The following is a 23,309-nucleotide window of genomic DNA, read 5'->3' as shown; positions in this document are numbered from 1 at the left end:
TGTAATTTTTCCTTAGATTTCTCTATCGTTTTTCTCCATACAAAGGAATATTTATTAGCATATACTTCTATTTTAGTGTCATCAATGAAGATATTTTTAAAGTTAATTTAATCAATAGATGAAAGAAATTAATAAACTTACTAAGTATTTTCTTTATAAGTAGAGAAATCTTTTTTATAAATCTGCATATTGTATTTCGTGTAAGTGGTTTTAAATTTTTTAATAACTAAATAAAATCTAAATTTCGTTTACACGCATCTTCTATTTTTCTACTAGAATATATTCCTTTCATGTAAGCATAAACTATTATTTTTAGCATAGTAAGTGGTTCTACCGCTGGATTTCTCCCTTTTTTGTAGATATTACTTAATTTCTTATTTTTGAATTATTAATAGAGCAATTTAGCGTTCTCACCATACAATTTTTATCTAGAATATTTTCTGTATTTATGGTTAAATTTATATCATAGGTTTTGTTTGTTTTTTGCATAATTATATTTTAAACAAAATCTATAAAAAGTCGGTTAAACGCAAAAAGGGGATTGTCTTCAAATTTATAATATACATTTCTTTTTTATTATAGATAACTATATTTACTTTTTATAATCAATAATTGGATATTTTAACTATAATTTAATAATTTTTTTCTTTTACCAATGTATTTACTTTTTCAAGTCGCTTTATAGATGAATCAAAATTATTTAATAATATTCCCATATAAAGCATATCTACAATCGCTAATTGTGATATACGTGAAACCATTGTTTCACTATAAAATGTTGTTTCTGTATCTCCAGTATAAAAAATAATATCTGCATATTTAGAAATAGCCGCAGCCCTAAAATTTGTTAGTGCAATTGTCTTGGCACCAGATTCTTTTGCAATTTTTAATACATTGACTGTATCTATGGTATTTCCAGAATGAGATATTGCAATTGCAACATCTTTCTCAGTTAAGTGACTTGCATAAATTTGTTGTACATGATTATCTGGATATGACCTGCAATTTAATCCTATACGAATTAATTTATTCATTATATCACTTGCTATACTTCCCGAATTCCCCACTCCATATACATCTATGATATTAGCATTAGATATTAACTCAATTGCTTCTCTATATTTTTTAAAGTTAATCAATTTTAAGGTATCCTCTAATGCTTTTATTGTAATTCCTATCATCTTTTGTGGTATATCTTCTAATTTTTCATTTTTATCAATATGCAAGTCTACTAACACATTACGTTCACCTTTTTCTGATACAGATTCTTTACCCCATTCTTTCATTAAATTCATTTTAAATTCACTATATCCAGTAAATCCTATTTTTTTTACAAATCGAATAATAGTCGGTTCACTTAATCTTATCTCTATAGATAATTTATTTAATGACATCGTTGATATAGAATAACCATTTGACAAAACAAAATCTGCAACTTTTTTCTCTGAAGGACTTAAAATATTATATACATTCTTTATTTTTTGTTCATATGATTCATTATTTTCCAAATTATACACATCCTTAATTTTAATAGTTTTATTAATTATATCTCATTATTCAATAGTAAAACTACAAAAATTATGGTTGGTATTATTTTTTATATAAATATAAAATAATTTATTTTCTATAACAAAATATCGGTAGTCCATTTTTCATTTTTTATCTAGTTCTCCTTCAATTAAAGGATTTATATATTTAAGAAAATCACTATGTATATCGGTACCATTTATCGTTATCCAATCTTTTGGAAATAGCTTTTTATGATTACAAACACACTTCACATCAACTAGAACGAGTTTTTATTTTTAATCTATCTTTTATTATAGTTTCTAAGTATTTAGCATATACAGTCAAATTTTTATGACTAAATATATCTTTATTTAAACTACCATTATATTCACAAATAAATTTCCCATTATTATCTCTTATATTTTCTGAAACACAAACAACTATATTTTTATCTTCTTTCAACTTTTCTTCCAATTATGCTATATTTTTAACATTAAAGGGTATTTATATAAAATAAATCAACTTTGGATTATCAGATTTATATTTTCTTGAACGTACAGTGCTAGCTGTAAGCCATCCAGTATACATTCCTATAATTTCTATAATAATTACAGATTGAGTATTATAAACTTCAGAATCTAATGAAATCTCTCTTACAGATGTAGCAACATATTTTGCTCTCTTCTAAATTCTGGTGTATGGTCTGTGATTACTAAATCATTATCTATCGTTTTTGGAGTACCAATAAAAGAAATACGTTCACCAATTAAGTATTGAATATTGAAATAATTTATGTACTGTATCCATAGAATCATTTCCACCTATGTACAGTACATATTTTATATTCATTTTTTTTAATTTTGAAAATAATTTTATATATATATTATCATTAAAATTATCCAGTAATTTATATCTACAAGACCCAAGAAAAGCAGCAGGAGTCATTTTTAAATATTCAATTTCTGGTATGTATTTTTCAAAATCAATAATATTATCTTTTAAAAATCACTCTATCCTATTTACCATTCCGTATAATTTATTAAACTTTTCCGAATTTCTTTTACTTTCTTTAATGATTCCATATAGACTAGCATTAATTACATTAGTTAGTCCAGCTGATTGCCTTACAAGAATATTTCTTAACATAAAATCCTCCTTAAATAGTTTTTCTACAAATAATTATTGACAAAGTAGTAAAACTACAATAGAATTTAAATCAAAGGAGGGTGTTTAAATAGTATTTTTTTTAATTTTATAAATACTAAATTTAAAATTAAACACTATAATGAAATATGAAACCAACAAAAAAAGCTATTGAAATGACACTAGAAGAATTAGGTTCTTATATTGACCAATCGGTTTTAAAACCTGAATTTACCCAAGAAGAAATAAAAAAATATATTCAAGAGGGTATAGACTACAAATGCAAAACTGTTTGTATAAACCCATCATCAATTGAAATAGCAAAAGAGTTAACAAAAGGTACAAAAACAGGTATATGTGTAGTTTGTGATTTCCCATTTGGTACATCAACTACAAAATCCAAAGTTATTCAAGCTGAAGAATGTTGCTCTTATGGTATTGAAGAATTAGATATAGTTGCTAATTATGGGTGGATTAGAAGTGGACTTTGGGATAAAGTTAAAGAAGACATTAAAGCAGTTGTAGATGTATGTCATAGATATAATGTTATCGTTAAAGTTATTTTTGAAACAGATGCATTAAATGTTGAGCAAGTAAAAAATGCTACTGAAGCAGCAATTTCAGCAGGCGCTGACTTCATTAAAACATCAACTGGCTTCCTAACTGGTTTCGAAGGAAAAGGAGCAACACCAGAAATAATTCAGATAATGATGGATACTGCTAAAGGACGTTGTAAGGTAAAGGGGTCTGGTGCAATAAGAACACAAGAACACTTTTTAAAATTAATTGACATGGGAATTGACCGTATGGGAATTGGATATAAATCAACTCCAATAGTTTTAGGTATCTCAAATAAAGAATTAACTAATAAAGATACTTACTAATAATAAAGATTCCTCAACATTAAATTTTTTATTGCGTTGAGGAACTTTATATAATATTTAATTATCCAATTTTAGTAAAAATCGCACTTATTTATAGTACGGTTCTACGTTTATTAATTAGTACGTTCTACATAAGGTGCGTAGATGTAACCAAGGTCTCCATTAGTTAATCTTACATGATAAAATTCATTAACTTCTCCTAGAATTTGAACTTGTGTTCCAGGTGTAAGGTCATATCCACTAGAAGATGATGATGGAGCACTATGAAGTTTAGCATGATAGTAGCCAGTTCCTAATTTTTTTACAATACCATTACCCTCTATAGTATTTGAATTATTATTGGTGTTGCTAGAAGCTTTTTTAGAAGTGTCAGTTACACTTTTATGTTGTGCTTTTATTGTATTAGATTGTGTTGTCTTCTTGTGAGAAGAATTAGATTTTTGTATAGTTGAATTATTATTATTATTATTATTATTATTATTTAAAATATCTGTATTGTTTGAAACTGTTTTATTTTCTTTAGATGTTGATGTTTCTTTTATTTTATTAGAATTTGTTATAGTATTATTTTGATTAATTGAACTTTCTGCAATATATTCATCAAATATATAACCTTTAACACCATTAACATTTACTTGATACCAGTTTCCTATTTTCCCTGTAATAGTTAGATTAGTGTTGTTAGTTAAATTAGTTAAAACTTGAGAATCCATAGTTGCATTAGCTCTAACATGGAGAATTGTTGAAACATTAATTACAGATCCTTTTCTATTTGTTTTTACAAGGTTTTCTCCTACAGCACTTGTAATATTTTTTATATTGGAATTTGCTAAGTATCCTGTTTCACCTGTTTCTTGAACTGTAACAAATGTTTTTTCATTAGAGCTTTGTCCTAAAGTTAACATTTCTCCCACTGAAACATATCCAATTACTTGTCCATTTGCGTTAGTTAAAGATAAATCTCCATTTCCATTAATTACGCAAGCATGTCTAGAATTAACTAATAATCTTACATTTTTTACATTAGTAGCAGTTGAAGATGTTTGTGTATGAACTACTCCTAATCCCATGCTTCCTATTAATCCTAGCCCTAATATTAGACTTGATAGTTGAATTTTTTTCATGATATTAATCTCCTTAGTGATTGTATTTTATTTAACAAGATGAATATTAGCATAACATAATCAATTTGCAAAATATATGCAGCTGATTTATTTGAAAATTTTTATGGTAATATATTGAAGAATATTAAAGATATACTGTAAATGATGTGAATATATTATTAATTAATTAGAAAAAAATAGATATTAAAAATTTTTATGAAAATCAAAATTTAATAAAAAATCTTTTATTATATCGATATTATTATTTTTATAATTAACTTTAAAAAATTATATTTGCAATAGAAAAATAATAACATAATTGCAAAATAATAATAAAGTTTATAGAATAATTTTTTGTAGATTTCTTCTTAATAATTTTTAATATTTAACCTGTTAAATTTTAATTTTTAAGTTTTATACTTATTTTGAAGTTAAGAAAAAGTTTTTACTATAATGGTATGTTTAAATTAAGTTATTAACTTTTCATATTAGTTTTAATGGGGGAAATTATGAATTGGTTTGCAGAGAAAATATTAAAGTATAAAAAAATTATTTTAACAATTTTTTTAGGATTATCTATAATTAGTATCTTTTCGATGTCAGCTGTAAATATTAATTATAACATTTTGGATTATTTACCAGAGGATTCGAGTTCTACTAAGGCTATAAATATAATGGATGAAGCTTTTGATAAGAAACCACCCAATGTAAGGGTTCTTGTTGAAAATGTATCTATTCCTGAAGCTCTTTCTTATAAAGAAAAAATAGAAAAGGTAAAAGGTGTAAAAGAGGTAACTTGGCTTGATGATAGTGTTGATATAAAGCAACCAGAGAAGTTTATCAATAAGAGTGATATTGAAGGATGGTATAAGGATGGAAATGCCTTATTTACTGTTCTTGTGGATGAAGGTGATTTATCAACGCCTCTAAATACTATAAGGGATATTATAGGAGATAAAGGTTCTATGTCTGGATCAGCAGCAACTATAGAATATGCTCAATCAACTACTCTTAAGGAAATTGCAAAGGTAATGGCTATAGTAATCCCTATAATATTTTTAATACTTATTATAAGTACAAGCTCTTATTTTGAACCAATATTATTTATGCTTACTATAGGAATATCAATATTAATAAATTCTGGAACAAATATATTTTTAGGGGAAATATCCTTTGTAACTAAGGCTACAGCAGCGGTTTTACAATTAGCAGTTTCTATGGATTATTCAATATTTTTACTTCACAGGTTCTCTGAGTTTAGAGAAGAAGGGCTTGATGTAAAAGAGGCGATGTTAGAAGCTATGAAAAAATCATTTAGTTCAATATTTGCTAGTGGACTTACTACTATGTTAGGATTTTTAGCTCTTATGCTTATGAGATTTAAAATAGGTCCTGATATGGGACTAGTATTGTCTAAGGGGATTATATTTAGTTTATTATCAGTAATGTGCTTATTGCCAGTTCTCACTGTATATACCTATAAAATTATTGATAAAACTAAGCATAGATCATTTTTACCATCCTTTAGTGGATTAAGTAAAGTAATACTTAAAGTTGGGAAACCAGTGTTAATTATAATTGCTATTATAATAATACCTACCTATATGGCACAAGGAAACAATAAATTTACCTATGGAGCGTCATCTATGACCAGTGGAGAAGATACAGAAGCTGGTAGAGAAGAAGCTAAAATAAATAAACTATTCGGAAAGTCAAATCAATTGGTATTGCTTATACCATCTAATGATCCAGCGAAGGAAAAAGAACTTGTAGAAGAATTAAAATCTTTAGATAAGGTTTCTTCAATAACAGCTTATGCCGAGACTGTAGGAACTGAAATACCAGAGGAGTTTGTACCAGAGAGCACTTTAAAGCTTCTTGTTTCTAAAGGCTATAGTAGAATTCTTTTAGACTTAAATATGGAAGAAGAAAGTGATATTGCCTTTGAAATTGTTGAAAAAATTAGGGCGTTAGGAGAAAAATATTATGGTAAAGACGCATATTTAGCAGGAGCAAGTTCTAGTGTTTATGATATGAAAAATGTCGTTATATCAGATAATAAGATAATCAATATAGCATCAATTTTAGCTATAGGTTTAATAATTTTATTAACCTATAAGTCTTTATCTTTACCAATTTTATTACTTTTAACTATAGAATCTTCTATATGGATAAATTTATCATTCCCTTATATTGAAGGGGTTAGCATAGCTTATATAGGTTTTATGGTCATAAGTTCTGTTCAATTAGGAGCTACAGTAGATTATGGAATACTACTAGCCAATAGATATATAGAGAACAGAGAGAGTTTAAGCAAAATTAATGCAGCTAAGCAGACAATTATGGATACTACAGGATCTATATTAACATCAGCTTCTATATTGACAAGTGCTGGATTTATTTTAGGAAAAATTTCAACTAATGGAGTAATCGCAGAAATTGGAATGTTACTAGGGAGAGGAGCTGTTTTATCAGCTATATTAGTCTTATTCTTTTTACCTATGTTACTTGTAATATGCGATAAAATAATCGAAAAAACAACTTTAAAAACTTCATTTTATAAGGGGGAATAGAAAATGGAAAAAACTATTAAATTTATAATACCAATGACTATTACAGCAGCTATGTTAGGAAATATTACAGCTTTAGCAGAAGGAAATAATTATAAAAAAGATGAAATAGTTTATATAACTTTAGATAATAAGGGAGATACTGAAGGTGCCTATGTTGTTAATAGTTTTAATCTAGAAAAAGGAGGAGATTTAGTAGACTATGGAGAATATGTAGAAGTGAAAAATATATCAACTACAGATGAAGTGAAATATAATAATGGTGAAATTAATGCAAGTTTACAAAAGGGAAAATTTTATTATGAAGGAAGTCTAAAGGACAAGAATATTCCATGGAATATAAATTTAAAGTATAAGCTAGATGGAAAGGAAATAGCTCCTGAAGATTTAGGTGGAAAAAGTGGAAAACTAGAAATAGAACTAGATGTGAAGAAAAATCCTAATGTTGATGAAATATTTTTTAATAATTATGCCCTTCAAATATCAATGGCACTAGATACGGAACTTTGTAAAAATATAGTGGCAGATGGGGGAACTTTAGCAAATGTAGGCGCAACAAAAAGCATAACCTATATAAAGTTTCCAAGGGAAGAAAAGACTTATAAGATTACAGCTGATGTAACAAATTTTGAGATGGATCCTATATCAATAAATGGAATAACTATGGGAATGGATGTAGAAATTGATGGTAAGGATGAGATTATAGATAAAATGGATAAGCTTTCAGGGGGAATAAATGATTTAGATAAGGGGGCAAAATCCTTAGAAAATGGAACTGCTCAATATAAAAAAGGTGTTGATGAATTATCTAAAAAGACAGGTGAACTTACAAAAGGTGTTAGTGATTTAAATAATGGAGCTAAAGAATTAGAAACAGGAATAGGAGCTATTAAAAATGGAGTAAATGACTTAAGCAATGGAGTAAGCAATCTTGCTGATGGTTCTAATAATTTTAAGACACAATTAGATAATTATGCAGCTACATTAAACAAATTAGAAGGTGTAGCAAATTCATTTAGTTCAGTTATACCAGCAGAGCAGATGAACCAAATAAAATCTGTTATAAAGGGAGCAAATGACTTATCAGCAGCTTATAATCAAATAAATAATGGCATTGGAAATATTAGTGCAGGTGCAAGTACCTTAAATAAATCTATGGATGAATTACAAAGTGGAGTAAGTGGGCTTTCAGCAGGAACAGGTGCATTAAATGATGCAACAGGAGCATTTAAGAGTGGAGCTAATGCTCTTTCAAATGGAATAAAGGATATAAATGATGGGGCTAAAGCTATAAAATCTGGAACTGGAGAATTGGCTAGTAAAACTGGAGATATACCAGATGAAGTTAATAAAAAAATAGATGAAATGATGGAAAAGTATTCTAATAGTGATTTTAAACCTAAATCCTTTGTCTCTGAAAAAAACACCAATGTAGGGGCGGTACAATTTGTTATAAGAACTAATGCTATAGAAAAAAAAGAAACTGTTCAAGAGAATAAGGAAGAAGAAAAAAGTGAAACATTCATTGATAGAATAAAGGCTATATTTAAAAAATAATAAAAATGTTTAAGGATGTATCAAAATAATTAAGGGAGATACATCCTATCTACATATAAATAAATATATAATTTAAAGTTAATTAGTGTTGAGGTGGTTACTTTGGGAAAAATATTAATAGTAGATGATGATATAGAAATTACAGAATTAATTTCAGATAGTTTAATGGATGAAGGTTTAGAAGTTGTTAAGGCACATAATGGAGAGGAAGCAATTTCTATTGTTAAAAAGGAAAAAAAGCTTGGATTAATTATACTTGATATTATGATGCCCAAGATGGATGGATTGGAATTTTGTAGAAAAGTTAGAGATAAAGTTAGTTGTCCAATAATATTTTTAACTGCTAAGAAAAATACTTTAGATACATTGCTTGGATTAGAAATGGGTGGAGATGATTATATAACAAAGCCCTTTGTTGTAGCAGAACTAGTTGCTAGGGTTAAAGCGCATTTGAGAAGAGAAAAAAGAGGAGAGACAATTGAAGAGAAAATTATTAATATTGGAAACATAGAAATTAATAAAGAAAGCTACGAGGTTTTTGTTGATAAAAAAATGGTGGAGCTATCTTCAAGGGAATTTCAATTATTGACTTATCTTTGTGAAAATGCTGGAAGAGTTTTATCAAGAGAGCAAATTTTTGATCATATTTGGGGATTTGATTATGGAGATATAGGTACTGTTACAGTAAATATAAAAAACTTAAGAGATAAAATAGATAAGGAGTCAAAATATATAAAAACTGTTTGGGGAGTTGGCTATAAGTTTGTTAAGCCTGTAGAGTGTTATAATGAGTATTAGAAAAAAGTTGATTTTATCCATATTATTAGCATTTATAGGAAATATAATATTTATTATAGGTTTTTTTGAAATAAATGTATCTAAGGAAATGATTCAAAATTTTAAAGATGAGCAGTTAATGTTAGATAATAAAATCAATGAAGTTGTTAGAGAAATAGAAATGGGAAAAAACATTGAGGAAATAGCAAAGGATTTTGAGAAAAATCATAGTAATCTTATATTTTTCTTTAATGATGAAAATAAGAGTAGTTTATATGAAAGTGAACTCTATAAGAAAAATAGGAGTAATGAAGATATACTAAATCAGCAAGTTACAGCAATCTTTAATAAAGATAATAAGAACATGTTAGTGAAGATTATAAAACCAGTAGATATTAAAACATTATTAGTTATAGAACCTATAAAAACATTATTAAAAGCTGAGTTAGTAATATTAAGTGGTATATTGATGCTTCTTGCTCTTATGATATATTTTAATTTAGTTAAACCTATAGAAAAACTTAGTAGGAGTATGGGGAAGTATAAACTAGGGTTAAAACCAAAGCGTATAGAAAGACATGATGAAATTGGATGGTTACACAATTGTTTTGTTGACTTAGCTGAGGATATAGATAGGGAGAGAGCTAAACAAAATGGGATAATAGCATCCATATCACATGATATTAAAACACCTCTTACATCAGTTATGGGATTTGCTGAAAGATTGCAAAGCGGAAAAATTGAGGAAGAGAGAAGAAAAAAATATTTAAAAATCATATATTCTAAGTCAGAACATATAAAAGACATAATAAATGAATTTGATGAATATTTAGATTATAATCTTCAACGAGATATTAATATGGATGAAATAGAACTTGGGAGATTTTGTGACATTATAAGAGATGAATATTGTGATGAATTAACTGAGGCTGGAGTTGGATTTTTCATGGAATGTGAAAATAGAAATAGTAGATTGAATATAGATATAGCTAAAATAAGAAGAGTTTTTGGAAATATAATTAATAATAGTATAAAATATAAAAGAGAAGATGATTTAAATATAAAAATTAAGGCTAAAAAAGTAAATGACTATATTTTATTTCAGATTAGTGATAATGGAACAGGAGTTTCAGAAGAAAATATAGAGAAAATTTTTGAAACTTTATATACTTCTGATAAAAGTAGGAAGGTAGCTGGATTAGGGCTATCAATTTGTAAAAATATAGTTGAATCTCATTCAGGGGAAATATGGGCAGAAAATAATAAGGAGTATGGACTTTCTATATTTTTTACTATTAGAGAAAAAAGGTAAGATAATTAAGAGGTAATATAATGGAGAAACATCAATTTGTGTTAATGAATAGAGATTTAAAAGAAGATGAAATAAGTAACTTAATAAGCGACTTTTTTAATTCGGATAGTTTAAATTTATATAACTATGTTAATGTAGATGATAATGTTATTTTATATATTTTAGATACTTTAAATTTTATAAAATTCAAATGGCCAAATGGTGAAATTAAAAATGAATTAGCTTATTGTGGCTATAGTGTAATAGAAAATAAGGAAGTCAAAAAGATAAAGGAAATATTCAAAGGTTGGAAAATTATATTTAATGAAGGGGCTAATGAAATTATTTTAACAGGGTTATATACTTTTACTGGAGAAGATGGAGAGGGAAAATATGAAAAAATTAAATTAGAAAAAAGAACAGTAATAAAATGTTTTGATGATTTAATAAACCTATGTGATGTAGCTTGTAAAGATAATTATAGTATATTACACTTAGGGCTTTAAAAATTAATAGAATTCTATGAAACTCTATGTAAATTTATCTAAAGGTATTTTTACATAGAGTTTTTGAAGTTTTTATAACAATTAATTAACAAAAAACAACATTAATATAATATAGGGATAAATTTCCTTTAGTAACATTGTAAATGTAGAGAAAAGGAAATATTTAGAGTTAAGATTTTAAGTATTTCAAATAAATTTATTGGGGGTAATTTGCAATGATTAAGAGGAATAGAAAAATTAGTTTATTATTAGCTTTAGCAACATTTTCAACAGTTATTTCTTTAGGGGATGGAAGGATAACTTATGCAGAAGATTCTAGAGTAGCAGTAGTGGCTGAAGAGAGTAAAGAGTTAGAGGTTAAAGTTGAAGATAGTAAAGTTCCAAAGCAAGTAAATGTTCATATGGGAGATAATCCATCAAGTGAGGTTAATATTACTTATACCACTGTAGAGGGGAATCTTGAAACTATTGTTACCTTAAATAAAGTTGGAAGTAGTGAAAAAGTAATTGTTAAGGGAGAAAATTCTGTAGGAAATGCTAATAAGTATTTTCATAAAATAGGAGTTAGTAATTTAGAGGCTAATACAAATTATGAATATATAGTGGGAACAGGAGACAATATTTTTAAAGGTAAATTTAAAACAGCTCCAGCAAAAGGAAGTAAAGATAGCTTTAAATTTGCTTATATAGCAGATACACAGGTATCTAATGAAAGTAATGCAAAGGCATTGGGTGCAACCTTAGCAGAGATAAATAAAAGTGAGGACTTATCATTTGTATATTTAGCTGGAGATATAACTGATAAAGCTACAACAGAAACACAATGGGAACAATTATTTAATAATGAGGGAGCTTTTCCAACTGGTGGACAAGATATGTTTGGAAATTACTTAATTTCAGTAGTACAAGGAAATCATGATAATAATAGTTTAACGAGACATATAAATGCACCAGCAGAGGCAGGAAATATAGTATACTCCTATGATTATGGACCAGCAACTTTTATAATGTTGAATCTTGAAGAAGCTAGATATAGTGCTGAGGCTAGAGAAAAGCAAAAACAACATTTAATAGAAACTGTAAATGAGGCTAAAGCAAGAAATCAATGGACTTTTGTGGGCTTTCATAAGTCTATATATACTGGGGCTTCGCATATTGTGGATTCAGACATTATTGAAGCAAGAAAATACTGGGCTCCTGTATTTTCAGAATTAGATGTTGATGTAGTTATGCAAGGGCATGACCATGTTTATTCAAGAGGTTTTATAAATGAAGATGGTTATAATGCTAATCCATCTAAAGATGAAAATAATAATGTGATAAATCCTTTAAATGCACCTTTATATATGGTTGGAGGTCATGCTGGGGGATTAAAGTGGTATTCAAAAAAGAACTATACAGTTGGGACAGGGGATATTTTAGCTCCAGGCTATAGTTTTTTAGATGTAAACTCTACAGATACAGGTAGTGATATTAAAAAGGAACAAGTTATTGTAGAAATGGAAGTATCGAAGGAAGAAGTAACGCTAAACACTTATATGTTTAAATATGATACTGAAAAAGATGAAATAACAACAAACAAATACTTATATGATTCAATGACTATGGTTAGAAATAAGGATGGGTATATGGCTAAAATGTCTAATATTAATAATGTTGAAGGAAAAGCAGGAGTTGAGTTTAAAATACCTGTATCACTAAATAAATTCCCAACAGATTCTGTAATAAGAAGTTCAGAAATGGTTTTGGATATACCAGAAGATTTAGAGGTAAAAGATGTTCAGTTAAATAATAAAGTAATAAAGGCGAGTAATTGGGATCATAATGTTTCAGAAAATAAACTCCGTATAGCTCTTGCTAATTTAGAGGATGAACCTATATTTGTGAATAATATTGATGGAGATAAAAATGTAGTTACTTTAACAGTAGCTTTGAAAGAAGATAAAAATAAAGATGAAAGTACTTTGGTAAGTATGTCCCAATTAACCTTAAGGTGTGAAGACAATATTGATATAGATTATGATACTAGTAAGGCAAAAAGTAAAATAACATTTGTTCAAAAGGAAGAAGGAACTGTAGTTGCAAGAGAGTTATATAGTGCAGAAGAAAATGACTTGCTCCCAAAGGATAAAAAAGCAGTAGCAATAGAATTCACTTTAACTCCAAATGATAAATCTGTTAAATATAGAGATGTAGAATTTTATTATAGCCCTGAATTTACTGAGAAAACAGGTAAAGTAACCTATGTAGCATTAGTTAATAAAAATGAGAGCTTAGAAAAACTATCAAATATAAAAAATTATACCTTATCAGAAGGAAATACTAAGAGCAATAATTTAATTTTTGGAGATAAAAATAATGATGGAATAGATGCACAAGATGCTTTGGGTACAGTTAGTGCATGGTTAAGGAAAATTGATGTAAATGAAAAAGATATGGTTACCATAAATGTAAGTGGAGATGGAAGAGTGAATACAAGGGATGCTATAAATATTGTAGATAATTTTGTATCAGGAAAAGAATTTGGTATTTTAAGCAAGTAAAGACTTAGACAGAACTAAGTTAAGGGTATTTATTTTTTTAGAAGGGATGTATAAAGTAAATTTCTACTTATGAAATTATAGATTTAATATATCCCTTCTATTATATTAAAAGTTATAAGGTGAGAGGAATTCTAGATGAGGAATTTTTTTATAGAAATTGTTAAAAAAAGAAAGACTATTATTTTATGGACTATTTTTACTCTAATTTTTTCTTTGTTTTTATATAAGTTAAATAGTAAGCTAACTTATAAGATTCCTGAGGATGCGGAAATAGGAAATAAATACGAAAAAGCTGTTATTATAGGTATTTCCAAGGAGATATTAGAGCCAGATCCAGTATTTAAGTATATAAATATAGGAAAGCAGTATGTGAAAGCTAGAATAACAACTGGAAATAACAAAAATAAGGTTATTGAACTTATTAATTTTGTTGGAAGGGTTGATAATAGACCAGTTAAGGTTGGGAGTAAAATAGTAGTTTCTAGCTATGATAATTTCAAGACATCTATAATAGTTAATTATAATAGAGAGGATGCAATTTATATTTTATTAGGAATATTTGTATTTTTAGTTCTTTTATTTGGAAAATCGAAGGGTTTTAAGTCATTATTTTCACTAATATTTACTATGATTTTAGTTATATTTTTATTTATACCTTTAGTTATTAAGGGGATTAATCCAATAATGGCATCAACCATTACTGTTATATTATCAACAGCCATTACTATGATTGTATTAAATGGATTAACAAGAAAGACTGCAGTAGCAATTTTTAGTTGTATATTATGTACTATAATTTCAGGGATTATAGCTTTAGTTTTTGGAAAAATTACTAATATTTCTACTTATAATACAGCAGAGGCTGAAGATTTATTATTTATTGCAGCTAATACGGCCCTTAATGTGAAAAATCTTCTTTTTTCTGGTATTTTAATATCTTCTTTAGGTGCCATTATGGATACTACAATGTCTATAACATCGTCAATTTTTGAAATAGTAAGTATAAATAATAAGCTGACTAAAGATGAACTTTTTAAATCTGGAATGAATATAGGTAAAGATATTATGGGAACCATGACAAATACTTTAATTTTAGCCTTTACAGGAAGTAGTGTAAATATTTTAATAATGTATTTCATGTATAAATTCCCTTATGTACAACTAATTAATATAGATTTAATAGTAATTGAAGTTGTACAAGGTCTATCTGGAGGGATAGCAGTAATATTATCCATACCAATAACAGCCATATTGGCATCTAGGTTAGTAGGAGGAAAAAATAAAAAGAAAGTTTGTGAAAAAATATTTGCTATAAATAGGGGAGTGAGCAGTGATGAAGGGAATTTTAATTGAGAATTTAAAAAAGAAGAAGATAAAAGCTATAATTTTTCTATTGGTTATAGTAGGGGTTACTTTATCATATTTAGTGACAAAAGCATTAGTCCCAACTTTGATGTTAAAAGGACCAAAGGAAGAAGTAAAGGCAAATTCAAAGGATGAAATAGTAGTTCCAGTAACTTTAAGTAAGTTACCAGAAGGGATTTATCCAGCTGCAAGTGTTTCTATAAAATTTGATAGTAATAAATTAGAATTTGTAAGTTTAGCATCAGGAACAATGGAAACTTATAATGATTATGATAAAAAAGGAGAGAGTAAAGCTACTTTTAAAGTGCCAAATTGGACCTATAATGCAAAACTTGCTAATGAAGAAGGAGAAATAAAAGCAATGTATTTGGATACAACAGTAGGAAAAAATGCATACAATAAAGATGGATTCAAAAAAGATGAAAAGGATATGCCTTTTAAATTAATATTTAAATTAAAGAGTTCAGCTAATCCAAAGGATAATATAAAGATAGAATTAAATGAAGCTGTATTTGCAACAGAAACAGGAGATAAAGATAAAAGTACATTGTCAACTAAAAAGGGGTATGGAGATTTGAAAGTAAAAAATACAGTTATAAAAGTAGTTTAATTTATATAGCAATAGAAGTTTAAGGTGTTTGTTTCATACAGCATCTTATTTTTTTGTTATTTGGCATCTTAGAAAGAACTTTGGACAACTTGGTTTGATTATATTGAAATGGTTTATATTGGAATATATACTAAAGATGTAGCTACATACAATAAGGAGACTTATATGAAAATAAAGGGTGAGAAAAATAAAGAGGAAGAGAAGTTTAATAAAGGGTTAGAGAATTATAAGAAAAGGAAATTTAAGGAGGATTTTATGAAAATTTATGAGGATTCTAAGTCAAATAAACCAGTAAGGGCAATTCTTTTTATTGATGAAAAAATGAATGAAAGTAAGTATTATAGTGAAGCAAGTTATTCTTGTAAGTTAACTAATAATAGTTTTCAATTATTTGGGAGGAATTTAATAACTAATGCTGTGTTAAAACCTTCAAGGGAAATTCCTTTTGAAGAAATAAATAATGTTAAGCTAAGTATAGGTAATAGCTATGAAACTAAAGCAATGGGAATATACCCAAGGTATGATTATGAAGGGAAAGAAGAAGAAATAAGATTTAGAAATGATGGAAGACTTAGCATAGAAATAACATTGATAAATGGTGAAGTTATTAGAATATTGACTGGGAATATTAGAGAATCTTTTATTTATGTAAAAAAAATCCTAGAAGAAAATAGGGTAAGGATTATTGATGAATATAATTTAGATAAAGTATTGTTAGAAAAAAATGATAAAGAGATGTATGAATATATAAATAATTGTGGAAAGTTCTAAATATAATGATTAAAAATTAGATATATAAAGTGTGTTTTAATTTAGTAAATGATTAAAAATTATTTCTAAATTGAAGCACATTTTATATTAATATCTAAAAATAAAGGGGATAAGGAATTAATATGATTGATATGACTAAAGGAAAACCAAGTAAATTAATATTGTATTTTGCTTTTCCTATGATTTTAGGCAATATATTTCAGCAAGTGTATAATCTAGTAGATACTATTGTAGTTGGAAAATTTATAGGTTCTAATGCTTTAGCAGCTGTAGGTTCTTCTTTTGCTATAATTGTATTTATAACATCCATAATAATAGGATTGTCTATGGGAGTTTCTGTTTTATTATCACAATTTTATGGAGCGAAGGAATTGGAAAAAATGAAGGAAACCACTATAACAGCAACTATAGTTATTGGTTTTGTTACAATTATATTAATGATAGTTTCTTTAATGTTTATAGACAATATTTTGACTTTATTTAATATGCCACAACAGTTAATAGAAGATTCTAAGTCATATTTAATTATTATTTTAGTAGGATTAGTATTTACTTATGTATATAATTTAGGAACAGCTTTGTTAAGAGCAATTGGAGATTCTAAAAGACCATTATATTTTTTAATTATATCATCAATAATAAATGTTTTTTTAGATTTAATATTTGTAATTAACTTAAATTTAGGAGTAAAGGGAGTTGCATTAGCAACTATTATTGCTCAAGGAATATCTGCAATTTTAGTTGTTATATATATTTTAAAAAAAATTACTTTTATAAAATTTACAATTAGAGATATAAAATTAAAAAAAGAAAGTTTTTTATTAGTAATAAGATATTCAGTATTAACTTCAATTCAACAATCTATAATGAACTTAGGAATATTAATAGTTCAAGGTTTAGTTAATAGTTTTGGAGTTATAGTAATGGCAGCTTTTGCAGCCGCAGTGAAGATAGATTCCTTTGCATATATGCCAGTACAGGATTTTGGAAATGCTTTTTCAACTTATGTTGCCCAAAATAAAGGAGCAAATCTTGAGGAGAGAATAATTGATGGAATAAAATCAGCTGGAAAAGTTATAATAATATTTTCTATAATAACAACTTCTTTAATTTTAATATTTTCAAAGAATTTGATGTTGCTTTTTGTAAATAAAGGTGAGAGTGAAGTTATAAGAATTGGAGTTGAATATATTTCTATAGTTTCTATATTTTATTTTTTAATAGGATTTTTATTTATGTTTTATGGTTTATTTAGAGGGCTTGGAGAGCTAAAAACTTCTATATTGCTAACTATAGTATCATTAGGGACAAGGGTTGTTTTAGCATATATTTTAGCTGAAACATTTTTAATGGAAAAAGGAATATGGTTTTCGGTGCCTATAGGTTGGGCATTAGCTGATACTATAGGAATAATATTTTTAAATAAATATAAAAAAAGAATTTATAAAGAGGTAGAAATAGAATGATAGTTACTAAAAAGTAACTAATTGATAAATTATGGAAGTGTTAGTATAGTTTATATAAACCTAGATTTAATTTAGATGTAGTTTTGACCTCATCTGAATGGTTAGTGGTAGTTATTTAAAGAGAAAGCTATTTATCTTTTTGTTATAGAAGACAGAAAAATGCGAGAAATTAGTCATTAAGTAAGAGTGAAGTTGGGGGATAATATAAGTTATGGAAATGTTGAAAGTTTTAGTATTATTTTTAGAAGGAATATTTTCTTTTTTTTCGCCATGTGTACTACCAATAATACCTATTTATTTAAGTATATTATCTAATAGTTCTGTAGAAAATTTAAAAAGTCAAAGATTTATTAGAAGTTCTTTATTCAAAAATACTTTATTTTTTGTTTTAGGAATTTCAACAACTTTCTTTATTTTAGGGTCATCAGTAAAAGCTTTAAGTTTATTTTTTAAGAATAATAAAGATATAATAATGCTAATAGGAGGAATAATCATTATAATTATGGGATTATTCTATATGGGCATAATAAAATGGGGATTTTTAAATAGAGAAAAGAGATTTAGTACAAAAATAAAGAAAATGAATCCTTTAAGTGCATTTATTTTAGGTTTTACATTTAGTTTTGGATGGACTCCTTGTATAGGACCAATACTTGCCTCAGTTCTTATTATGGCATCAAGTTCAAGTAATTTTTGGTCTTCAAATGGATTGATATTAGTTTATACTCTTGGGTTTATAGTGCCCTTTATATTAGTTTCTTTATTTTATAATAAATTATTTGGCACTTTAGATAAAGTAAAAAAATATATGAATAAAATAAAAATCATAGGTGGAGTAATCCTTGTGATTTCTGGGGGAGTTATAGTTGTAAATGCTTATAGTGGAGCAATAGAACAGATTAACATAAAGAATAAAACTATTAATCAAATAGAGAGAAATAAAGAAATAAATAATCAAGAGAGAAGTGACTCGGCGATAAATAGTCAGAAAAATAGTGAAAAAATAAAAGCCATAGATTTTACCTTATATGATCAATATGGAAAGGAACATAAATTAAGTGATTATAAAGGAAAAGTAGTTTTTTTAAATTTCTGGGCAACATGGTGTCCTCCATGTAGAAAAGAAATGCCATATATAGAACAATTATATAAAGAATATAACTACAATAAGGATGATGTGGTTATATTGGGAGTTGCATCTCCTAATATAGGTGAAGAAGGGAATGAAGAATATATTAAAAACTTTCTTAAGAAAAATGGTTATACTTTTCCTGTAGTTTTTGATGAAGGAGCTTCCATGATGTTTCAGTATGGAGTTTATGCATTCCCATCAACATTTATAATTGATAAAGAGGGATACATAACACAATATGTCCCTGGTGGTATGAATAAAGAAACTATGGAAAAGCTCATAGAAAGTGCTAAATAAAAGAATAATTTATTAATAGAAGCTGTATCAAAGATAATTATTATATACTATAACTTTTCAAAAGTAGAGTGATATAACCAGTTACTTAGATACAGCATTTTAATTGAAATTTACAGAATTTCTAATATTTCAACAGTATATTTATCTCCAGGGGCAATAACTTCTACTACATCACCAGCTTTTTTACCGTATAAAGCTTTGCCTAGGTCTGATTCTACGCTTATGCACATATTTTCAGGGTCCATATCTAGTGTTGTAACAAGTGTTATAACATCTTCATCATTATCTTCAACAAATTTAATTTTTGCTTTACTGTTAATTCCAAGTACTGTTTTATCTACATTTTCACTATCAATTACTGTTGCAGTTGAAATCATAGTCATTAAATATTGGATTCTATTATCATTTTCTCTATAATTTCTGCAAGCTTCTTTATATTCAGCATTTTCAGATCTATCTCCATGGGCAGCAGCAATAAGTTTTTCCTTTGCTATTTCAGCCCTTTTTACAGTCATTCTATAATCTAATTCTTCTTGTAATTTTTTTATATTTTCCTCAGTTAGCGTGTTGTTCATAGAAAATTAACCTCCTCACAAATATATTATGATTATATTATATTCCTATGATAATTCCTAGTAATTATTTAAGATAAAGTAAATTTAAATTAATATATAGTATAAGTTTATTAAGTAAATATATTAATCTCATTTGAGCATTAAATAATAAGTAAAAAAAATACATGGTTATTAATAGATGTTGATGATATATTAATTTTAAAAAGTATAAGTGGAGGGAATAATGTGTATAGTGTAGAGAAAATCATATATGAATGTCCAGTTGAAGCTTTATCAGGTATATTAGGAAAGAAGTGGGTTGCTGCGATAATATGGGAAATAAAAGATAAAAAAATGAGATTTGGAGAACTGAAAAGAGCAATAGAAGGATGTAGTAAAAAAATGCTTACTCAACAATTAGATTTATTAATAGAACAAGGGATTATTATAAATGATAAAAGGTTAATGAACAATGTGGTTGAATCAACATATTATTTGAGTGAATCAGGATTAACTTTACTTCCTATTATGGAAAAAATGATATTTTGGAGTGATAAAAATCTTATTTGTGACAATTAAGAATACTGGTTACAAAAAAGTGCCTAATTGAGAAGTTTTATATGTGCTGTTATATTGTATGTAAGATAAGAAAATAAACTGAGATTTTTAATTTTATCTGAATTTTAGAAAAAGTTATTTAGGGATATGTATTTGTTTATATTTAAATTGTGGATACAGGTACTAGTTATGAGATAAAAATATTCTTAGAACAAAGAAACTTATATATAACTAATAAGGGGGCAATAGTATGATAAATAAATTTGATTCAATAATAATAGGCTTTGGAAAGGGAGGAAAAACCCTTGCTGTAGATTTAGCAAATAGAGGAGAAAAAGTAGCATTAATAGAAAAGTCAGATGAAATGTATGGAGGAACTTGTATAAATAAAGCTTGTATTCCAACTAAGAAGTTAGAAAATGAAGCAAGTATTATAAGAAGAAATAATTTTAATGATTTTTCACAAAAACAAATTAAATATATAAAAGCAATAGAGGATAAAGACACTTTAATTAAAAAGTTGAGAACAGCTAATTATAATAAATTAAATAATAATATAAATATAACTATATTTAAAGGAATTGGATCCTTTGTAGATAATAAGAAAATAGAAGTAAAAACTATGAATGATGAGATTTTATTATTAGAAGGTGAAAAAATATTTATAAATACAGGTTCAAAGCCATTTATACCTAACATAAAAGGTATTGAAAATAATAAAAGAATTTATGATAATGAGAGCTTAATGAATTTAAAAGAGCTACCTAAGAAATTAACAATAATAGGTGCTGGATTTATTGGTCTTGAATTTGCAGGAATATATAGTTCTTTTGGAAGTGAGGTAACTATTTTAAATAATCATCAAGGAATATTACCTAGAGAAGATGAAGAGGATTCAGAAGAAATAATAAAAATACTAGAAAAAAGAAATGTAAAAATAATAAATAATGTTGAAATAAAAGAAGTTAAGGATGAAGATGGGGTAGCTAAATTATTATATAGAAAAAATGGAGAGGATGTAGAACTATACAGTGATATAATTTTAGTTGCTACAGGAAGAAAGGCTAATACAGAGGGGTTAAACTTAGAAAAGGCAGCTATTGAGTTAGATAATAGAGGCTTTGTAAAAGTAAATGAGAAATTAGAAACTAATATTAAAAATATTTGGGCATTAGGAGATATAAATGGAGGTCCACAGTTTACCTATATATCTTTAGACGACTATAGAATTGTTATAAATAATTTATATGGAGATAAAACTAGAAAAATTACTGATAGGAAAAATGTACCAATCGCTATGTTTTTAGATCCTGCATTTTCTAGAGTTGGGCTAAATATAAAGGAAGCAAAGGCAAGAGATTATGATATATTAGTAGCTAAAATGCCAACGGAAGCTATACCTAGAGCAAAGCAGTTAGGAAAAACAGATGGATTTATAAAAATAATAATAGACAAGAAAAGTGAAAAAATATTAGGAGCTACTATGATTTGTGAGGAATCTAGTGAGATAATACATTTAATTCAACTTGCTATGGATTTAGGTGTCAAATATACTTATTTAAGAGATAGAATATATGCACATCCAACAATGACAGAAGCACTTAATGAAGCTTTATCACCAGCAATGATAAAAGAAATATAAGAATAAAGGATAGTTCAAAAGAAATGTGATTTTGAACTATCCTTTAATTTTTGCTTTTAAATTACATTTATTTAAAATTTAGGAAGTGAATTTAAGAAAGCTATTAAAAGTAGAATTAAATTAAGAATTCTATTTTAATAATTTTTTAATAATAGTAAACTTTTTCAATTTTTTCATAAATATTTGATATAATAATTAAAAATCAGAGAGGATATAAAGTGTTTTTTTAGAATATATTTTAATGTAGAAACTATTAAGCATAAGGGGGATAAAAGTTACTATGTTAGTTAACCAATTAAAGAAAGTTAAGTATTTAGCATATATGTTAGGAACAGGAGCAAAGGGGATTAAGTGTAACTACTTACTTAAACATAAGGGGGAAGAGGCAGCTAGAGAATATGTTAAAGTTGCAGCACAGGATTGGAGTAAATTTACTTTAGATATTATAGGGATAACTTTAGAAGTAGAAGGTATCGAAAATATACCAGAGGAACCTTGTGTATTTATAGGAAATCACACAAGTATATTAGATATACCTTTAATATTTCATACAGTTGATAGGAATGTAGGGTTTATTGCAAAGAAAGAACTTGAAAAAACGCCTATATTAGGTTACTGGATAAAGAAGACTGGAAGTATATTTATAGATAGAGAAAATCCTAGAAATGCCATTAAGTCTATAAATGATGGAGTTAAAAATATTAAAAATGGATATTCTATGACAATTTTCCCAGAAGGAACAAGAAGTAAAACTGGAGAAGTTGGAGAATTTAAAAAGGGAAGCTTTAAACTTGCTACAAAGGCAAAGGTTCCTATAGTACCTGTAAGTATAGAAAGAGCTTCAAGAGCTTATGAAGACACAAAGGATTTTGTTCCAACACATATAAGAATTGTTTATGGAGAGCCAATAGAAACAAAGAATTTATCAAAAGAAGAGGAAGCAGCTCTTACAGAGAGAGTAAGAGATATAGTAATTAAGAATTTACCTACAGAAAAAGTTGTAGTTAATAATTAGGTAAGGATTTATAAAT

The 23,309-nt window shown here is 26.8% G+C and carries 20 protein-coding genes and 1 pseudogene; 15 read left to right on the top strand and 6 right to left on the bottom strand.

What is annotated here, in order from left to right; translation table 11 throughout:
- Nucleotides 1–226: 226 nt before the first annotated feature.
- The 4 genes and pseudogenes from ARA19_RS18300 to ARA19_RS17965 all read right to left on the bottom strand — a co-directional run.
- Nucleotides 227–364: pseudogene (locus tag ARA19_RS18300) on the bottom strand (transposase); the annotation flags it as partial.
- Between the two features lie 268 nt (nt 365–632).
- Entirely contained in the window at nt 633–1,517 is an 885-nt protein-coding gene (locus tag ARA19_RS05400) for a MurR/RpiR family transcriptional regulator (RefSeq protein WP_242862397.1), read from the bottom strand.
- A 265-nt stretch (nt 1,518–1,782) separates the two neighbouring features.
- Nucleotides 1,783–1,971 carry a hypothetical protein gene (locus tag ARA19_RS18180; protein WP_055069945.1) on the bottom strand — a complete coding sequence of 63 codons (189 nt, stop codon included), beginning with the start codon at nt 1,969–1,971 and terminating at the stop codon, nt 1,783–1,785.
- A gap of 543 nt (nt 1,972–2,514) precedes the next feature.
- Nucleotides 2,515–2,655, bottom strand: coding sequence for a hypothetical protein (locus ARA19_RS17965; RefSeq protein ID WP_242862396.1), 141 nt, complete (start codon nt 2,653–2,655; stop codon nt 2,515–2,517).
- A gap of 146 nt (nt 2,656–2,801) precedes the next feature.
- Between ARA19_RS17965 and deoC the strand changes: the two genes are divergently transcribed.
- On the top strand, nt 2,802–3,536 hold the full coding sequence (gene deoC, locus ARA19_RS05385; protein ID WP_055069943.1) for a deoxyribose-phosphate aldolase: 735 nt from the start codon (nt 2,802–2,804) through the stop codon (nt 3,534–3,536).
- Between the two features lie 113 nt (nt 3,537–3,649).
- On the opposite strand, the gene ARA19_RS05380 is transcribed toward deoC, so the two are convergent.
- Entirely contained in the window at nt 3,650–4,660 is a 1,011-nt protein-coding gene (locus tag ARA19_RS05380; protein WP_055069942.1) for an SH3 domain-containing protein, read from the bottom strand.
- Between the two features lie 488 nt (nt 4,661–5,148).
- Between ARA19_RS05380 and ARA19_RS05375 the strand changes: the two genes are divergently transcribed.
- From ARA19_RS05375 to ARA19_RS05325, 11 genes are all read left to right on the top strand, one after another.
- Nucleotides 5,149–7,212 carry an efflux RND transporter permease subunit gene (locus tag ARA19_RS05375; RefSeq protein WP_055069941.1) on the top strand — a complete coding sequence of 688 codons (2,064 nt, stop codon included), beginning with the start codon at nt 5,149–5,151 and terminating at the stop codon, nt 7,210–7,212.
- Nucleotides 7,213–7,215: 3 nt separating this feature from the next.
- Nucleotides 7,216–8,766 carry a methyl-accepting chemotaxis protein gene (locus tag ARA19_RS05370; protein ID WP_055069940.1) on the top strand — a complete coding sequence of 517 codons (1,551 nt, stop codon included), beginning with the start codon at nt 7,216–7,218 and terminating at the stop codon, nt 8,764–8,766.
- Between the two features lie 102 nt (nt 8,767–8,868).
- Complete coding sequence (locus ARA19_RS05365; RefSeq protein WP_055069939.1) at nt 8,869–9,564, top strand: response regulator transcription factor; 696 nt, start codon at nt 8,869–8,871, stop codon at nt 9,562–9,564.
- Nucleotides 9,554–10,855: a sensor histidine kinase gene (locus tag ARA19_RS05360; protein WP_055069938.1), complete on the top strand. Its 1,302-nt coding sequence runs from the start codon at nt 9,554–9,556 to the stop codon at nt 10,853–10,855. The genes ARA19_RS05365 and ARA19_RS05360 overlap by 11 nt, the downstream gene beginning before the upstream one ends.
- A 20-nt stretch (nt 10,856–10,875) precedes the next feature.
- On the top strand, nt 10,876–11,340 hold the full coding sequence (locus ARA19_RS05355; RefSeq protein WP_055069937.1) for a hypothetical protein: 465 nt from the start codon (nt 10,876–10,878) through the stop codon (nt 11,338–11,340).
- A gap of 215 nt (nt 11,341–11,555) precedes the next feature.
- Nucleotides 11,556–13,883 (top strand): metallophosphoesterase, encoded by a 2,328-nt coding sequence (locus tag ARA19_RS05350; protein ID WP_055069936.1) that lies wholly within the window; start codon nt 11,556–11,558, stop codon nt 13,881–13,883.
- 135 nt (nt 13,884–14,018) lie between these two features.
- Nucleotides 14,019–15,236, top strand: coding sequence for a YibE/F family protein (locus ARA19_RS05345; protein ID WP_055069935.1), 1,218 nt, complete (start codon nt 14,019–14,021; stop codon nt 15,234–15,236).
- Complete coding sequence (locus tag ARA19_RS05340; RefSeq protein ID WP_055069934.1) at nt 15,217–15,858, top strand: cohesin domain-containing protein; 642 nt, start codon at nt 15,217–15,219, stop codon at nt 15,856–15,858. The genes ARA19_RS05345 and ARA19_RS05340 overlap by 20 nt, the downstream gene beginning before the upstream one ends.
- A 165-nt stretch (nt 15,859–16,023) precedes the next feature.
- Nucleotides 16,024–16,629, top strand: a complete 606-nt coding sequence (locus ARA19_RS05335; protein ID WP_055069933.1) for a hypothetical protein — start codon at nt 16,024–16,026, stop codon at nt 16,627–16,629.
- Between the two features lie 122 nt (nt 16,630–16,751).
- Nucleotides 16,752–18,095: an MATE family efflux transporter gene (locus ARA19_RS05330; protein ID WP_055069932.1), complete on the top strand. Its 1,344-nt coding sequence runs from the start codon at nt 16,752–16,754 to the stop codon at nt 18,093–18,095.
- A gap of 211 nt (nt 18,096–18,306) precedes the next feature.
- Nucleotides 18,307–19,524: a cytochrome c biogenesis protein/redoxin gene (locus ARA19_RS05325; protein ID WP_055069931.1), complete on the top strand. Its 1,218-nt coding sequence runs from the start codon at nt 18,307–18,309 to the stop codon at nt 19,522–19,524.
- A 110-nt stretch (nt 19,525–19,634) separates the two neighbouring features.
- Here ARA19_RS05325 and ARA19_RS05320 read toward each other — a convergent pair whose 3' ends face one another.
- Nucleotides 19,635–20,099, bottom strand: a complete 465-nt coding sequence (locus ARA19_RS05320; protein ID WP_055069930.1) for a GreA/GreB family elongation factor — start codon at nt 20,097–20,099, stop codon at nt 19,635–19,637.
- A 225-nt stretch (nt 20,100–20,324) separates the two neighbouring features.
- On the opposite strand from ARA19_RS05320, the gene ARA19_RS05315 reads away from it, so the two are divergent.
- The 3 genes from ARA19_RS05315 (at nt 20,325) to ARA19_RS05305 (ending at nt 23,293) form a co-directional block, all read left to right on the top strand.
- Complete coding sequence (locus tag ARA19_RS05315; protein ID WP_055069929.1) at nt 20,325–20,657, top strand: winged helix-turn-helix transcriptional regulator; 333 nt, start codon at nt 20,325–20,327, stop codon at nt 20,655–20,657.
- A gap of 229 nt (nt 20,658–20,886) precedes the next feature.
- Nucleotides 20,887–22,278 (top strand): dihydrolipoyl dehydrogenase family protein, encoded by a 1,392-nt coding sequence (locus ARA19_RS05310; RefSeq protein ID WP_084764264.1) that lies wholly within the window; start codon nt 20,887–20,889, stop codon nt 22,276–22,278.
- A 280-nt stretch (nt 22,279–22,558) separates the two neighbouring features.
- Nucleotides 22,559–23,293, top strand: coding sequence for a lysophospholipid acyltransferase family protein (locus tag ARA19_RS05305; protein ID WP_055069928.1), 735 nt, complete (start codon nt 22,559–22,561; stop codon nt 23,291–23,293).
- The last annotated feature ends 16 nt before the right edge of the window (nt 23,294–23,309 follow it).

It is taken from the genome of Clostridium massiliamazoniense (assembly GCF_001403635.1).
Taxonomy (GTDB): domain Bacteria; phylum Bacillota; class Clostridia; order Clostridiales; family Clostridiaceae; genus Sarcina; species Sarcina massiliamazoniense.
The sequence above is the reverse complement of the archived record's forward strand: the minus strand, read 5'-3'. Positions and strand labels throughout refer to the sequence as shown.

Coding starts and splice junctions, on each gene's coding strand:
- ARA19_RS17965 (WP_242862396.1), bottom strand. CDS start 2,655: ATGTTAAGAAATATTCTTGTAAGGCAATCAGCTGGACTAACTAATGTA.
- deoC (WP_055069943.1), top strand. CDS start 2,802: ATGAAACCAACAAAAAAAGCTATTGAAATGACACTAGAAGAATTAGGT.
- ARA19_RS05380 (WP_055069942.1), bottom strand. CDS start 4,660: ATGAAAAAAATTCAACTATCAAGTCTAATATTAGGGCTAGGATTAATA.
- ARA19_RS05375 (WP_055069941.1), top strand. CDS start 5,149: ATGAATTGGTTTGCAGAGAAAATATTAAAGTATAAAAAAATTATTTTA.
- ARA19_RS05370 (WP_055069940.1), top strand. CDS start 7,216: ATGGAAAAAACTATTAAATTTATAATACCAATGACTATTACAGCAGCT.
- ARA19_RS05360 (WP_055069938.1), top strand. CDS start 9,554: ATGAGTATTAGAAAAAAGTTGATTTTATCCATATTATTAGCATTTATA.
- ARA19_RS05355 (WP_055069937.1), top strand. CDS start 10,876: ATGGAGAAACATCAATTTGTGTTAATGAATAGAGATTTAAAAGAAGAT.
- ARA19_RS05350 (WP_055069936.1), top strand. CDS start 11,556: ATGATTAAGAGGAATAGAAAAATTAGTTTATTATTAGCTTTAGCAACA.
- ARA19_RS05345 (WP_055069935.1), top strand. CDS start 14,019: ATGAGGAATTTTTTTATAGAAATTGTTAAAAAAAGAAAGACTATTATT.
- ARA19_RS05340 (WP_055069934.1), top strand. CDS start 15,217: ATGAAGGGAATTTTAATTGAGAATTTAAAAAAGAAGAAGATAAAAGCT.
- ARA19_RS05335 (WP_055069933.1), top strand. CDS start 16,024: ATGAAAATAAAGGGTGAGAAAAATAAAGAGGAAGAGAAGTTTAATAAA.
- ARA19_RS05330 (WP_055069932.1), top strand. CDS start 16,752: ATGATTGATATGACTAAAGGAAAACCAAGTAAATTAATATTGTATTTT.
- ARA19_RS05325 (WP_055069931.1), top strand. CDS start 18,307: ATGGAAATGTTGAAAGTTTTAGTATTATTTTTAGAAGGAATATTTTCT.
- ARA19_RS05320 (WP_055069930.1), bottom strand. CDS start 20,099: ATGAACAACACGCTAACTGAGGAAAATATAAAAAAATTACAAGAAGAA.
- ARA19_RS05310 (WP_084764264.1), top strand. CDS start 20,887: ATGATAAATAAATTTGATTCAATAATAATAGGCTTTGGAAAGGGAGGA.
- ARA19_RS05305 (WP_055069928.1), top strand. CDS start 22,559: ATGTTAGTTAACCAATTAAAGAAAGTTAAGTATTTAGCATATATGTTA.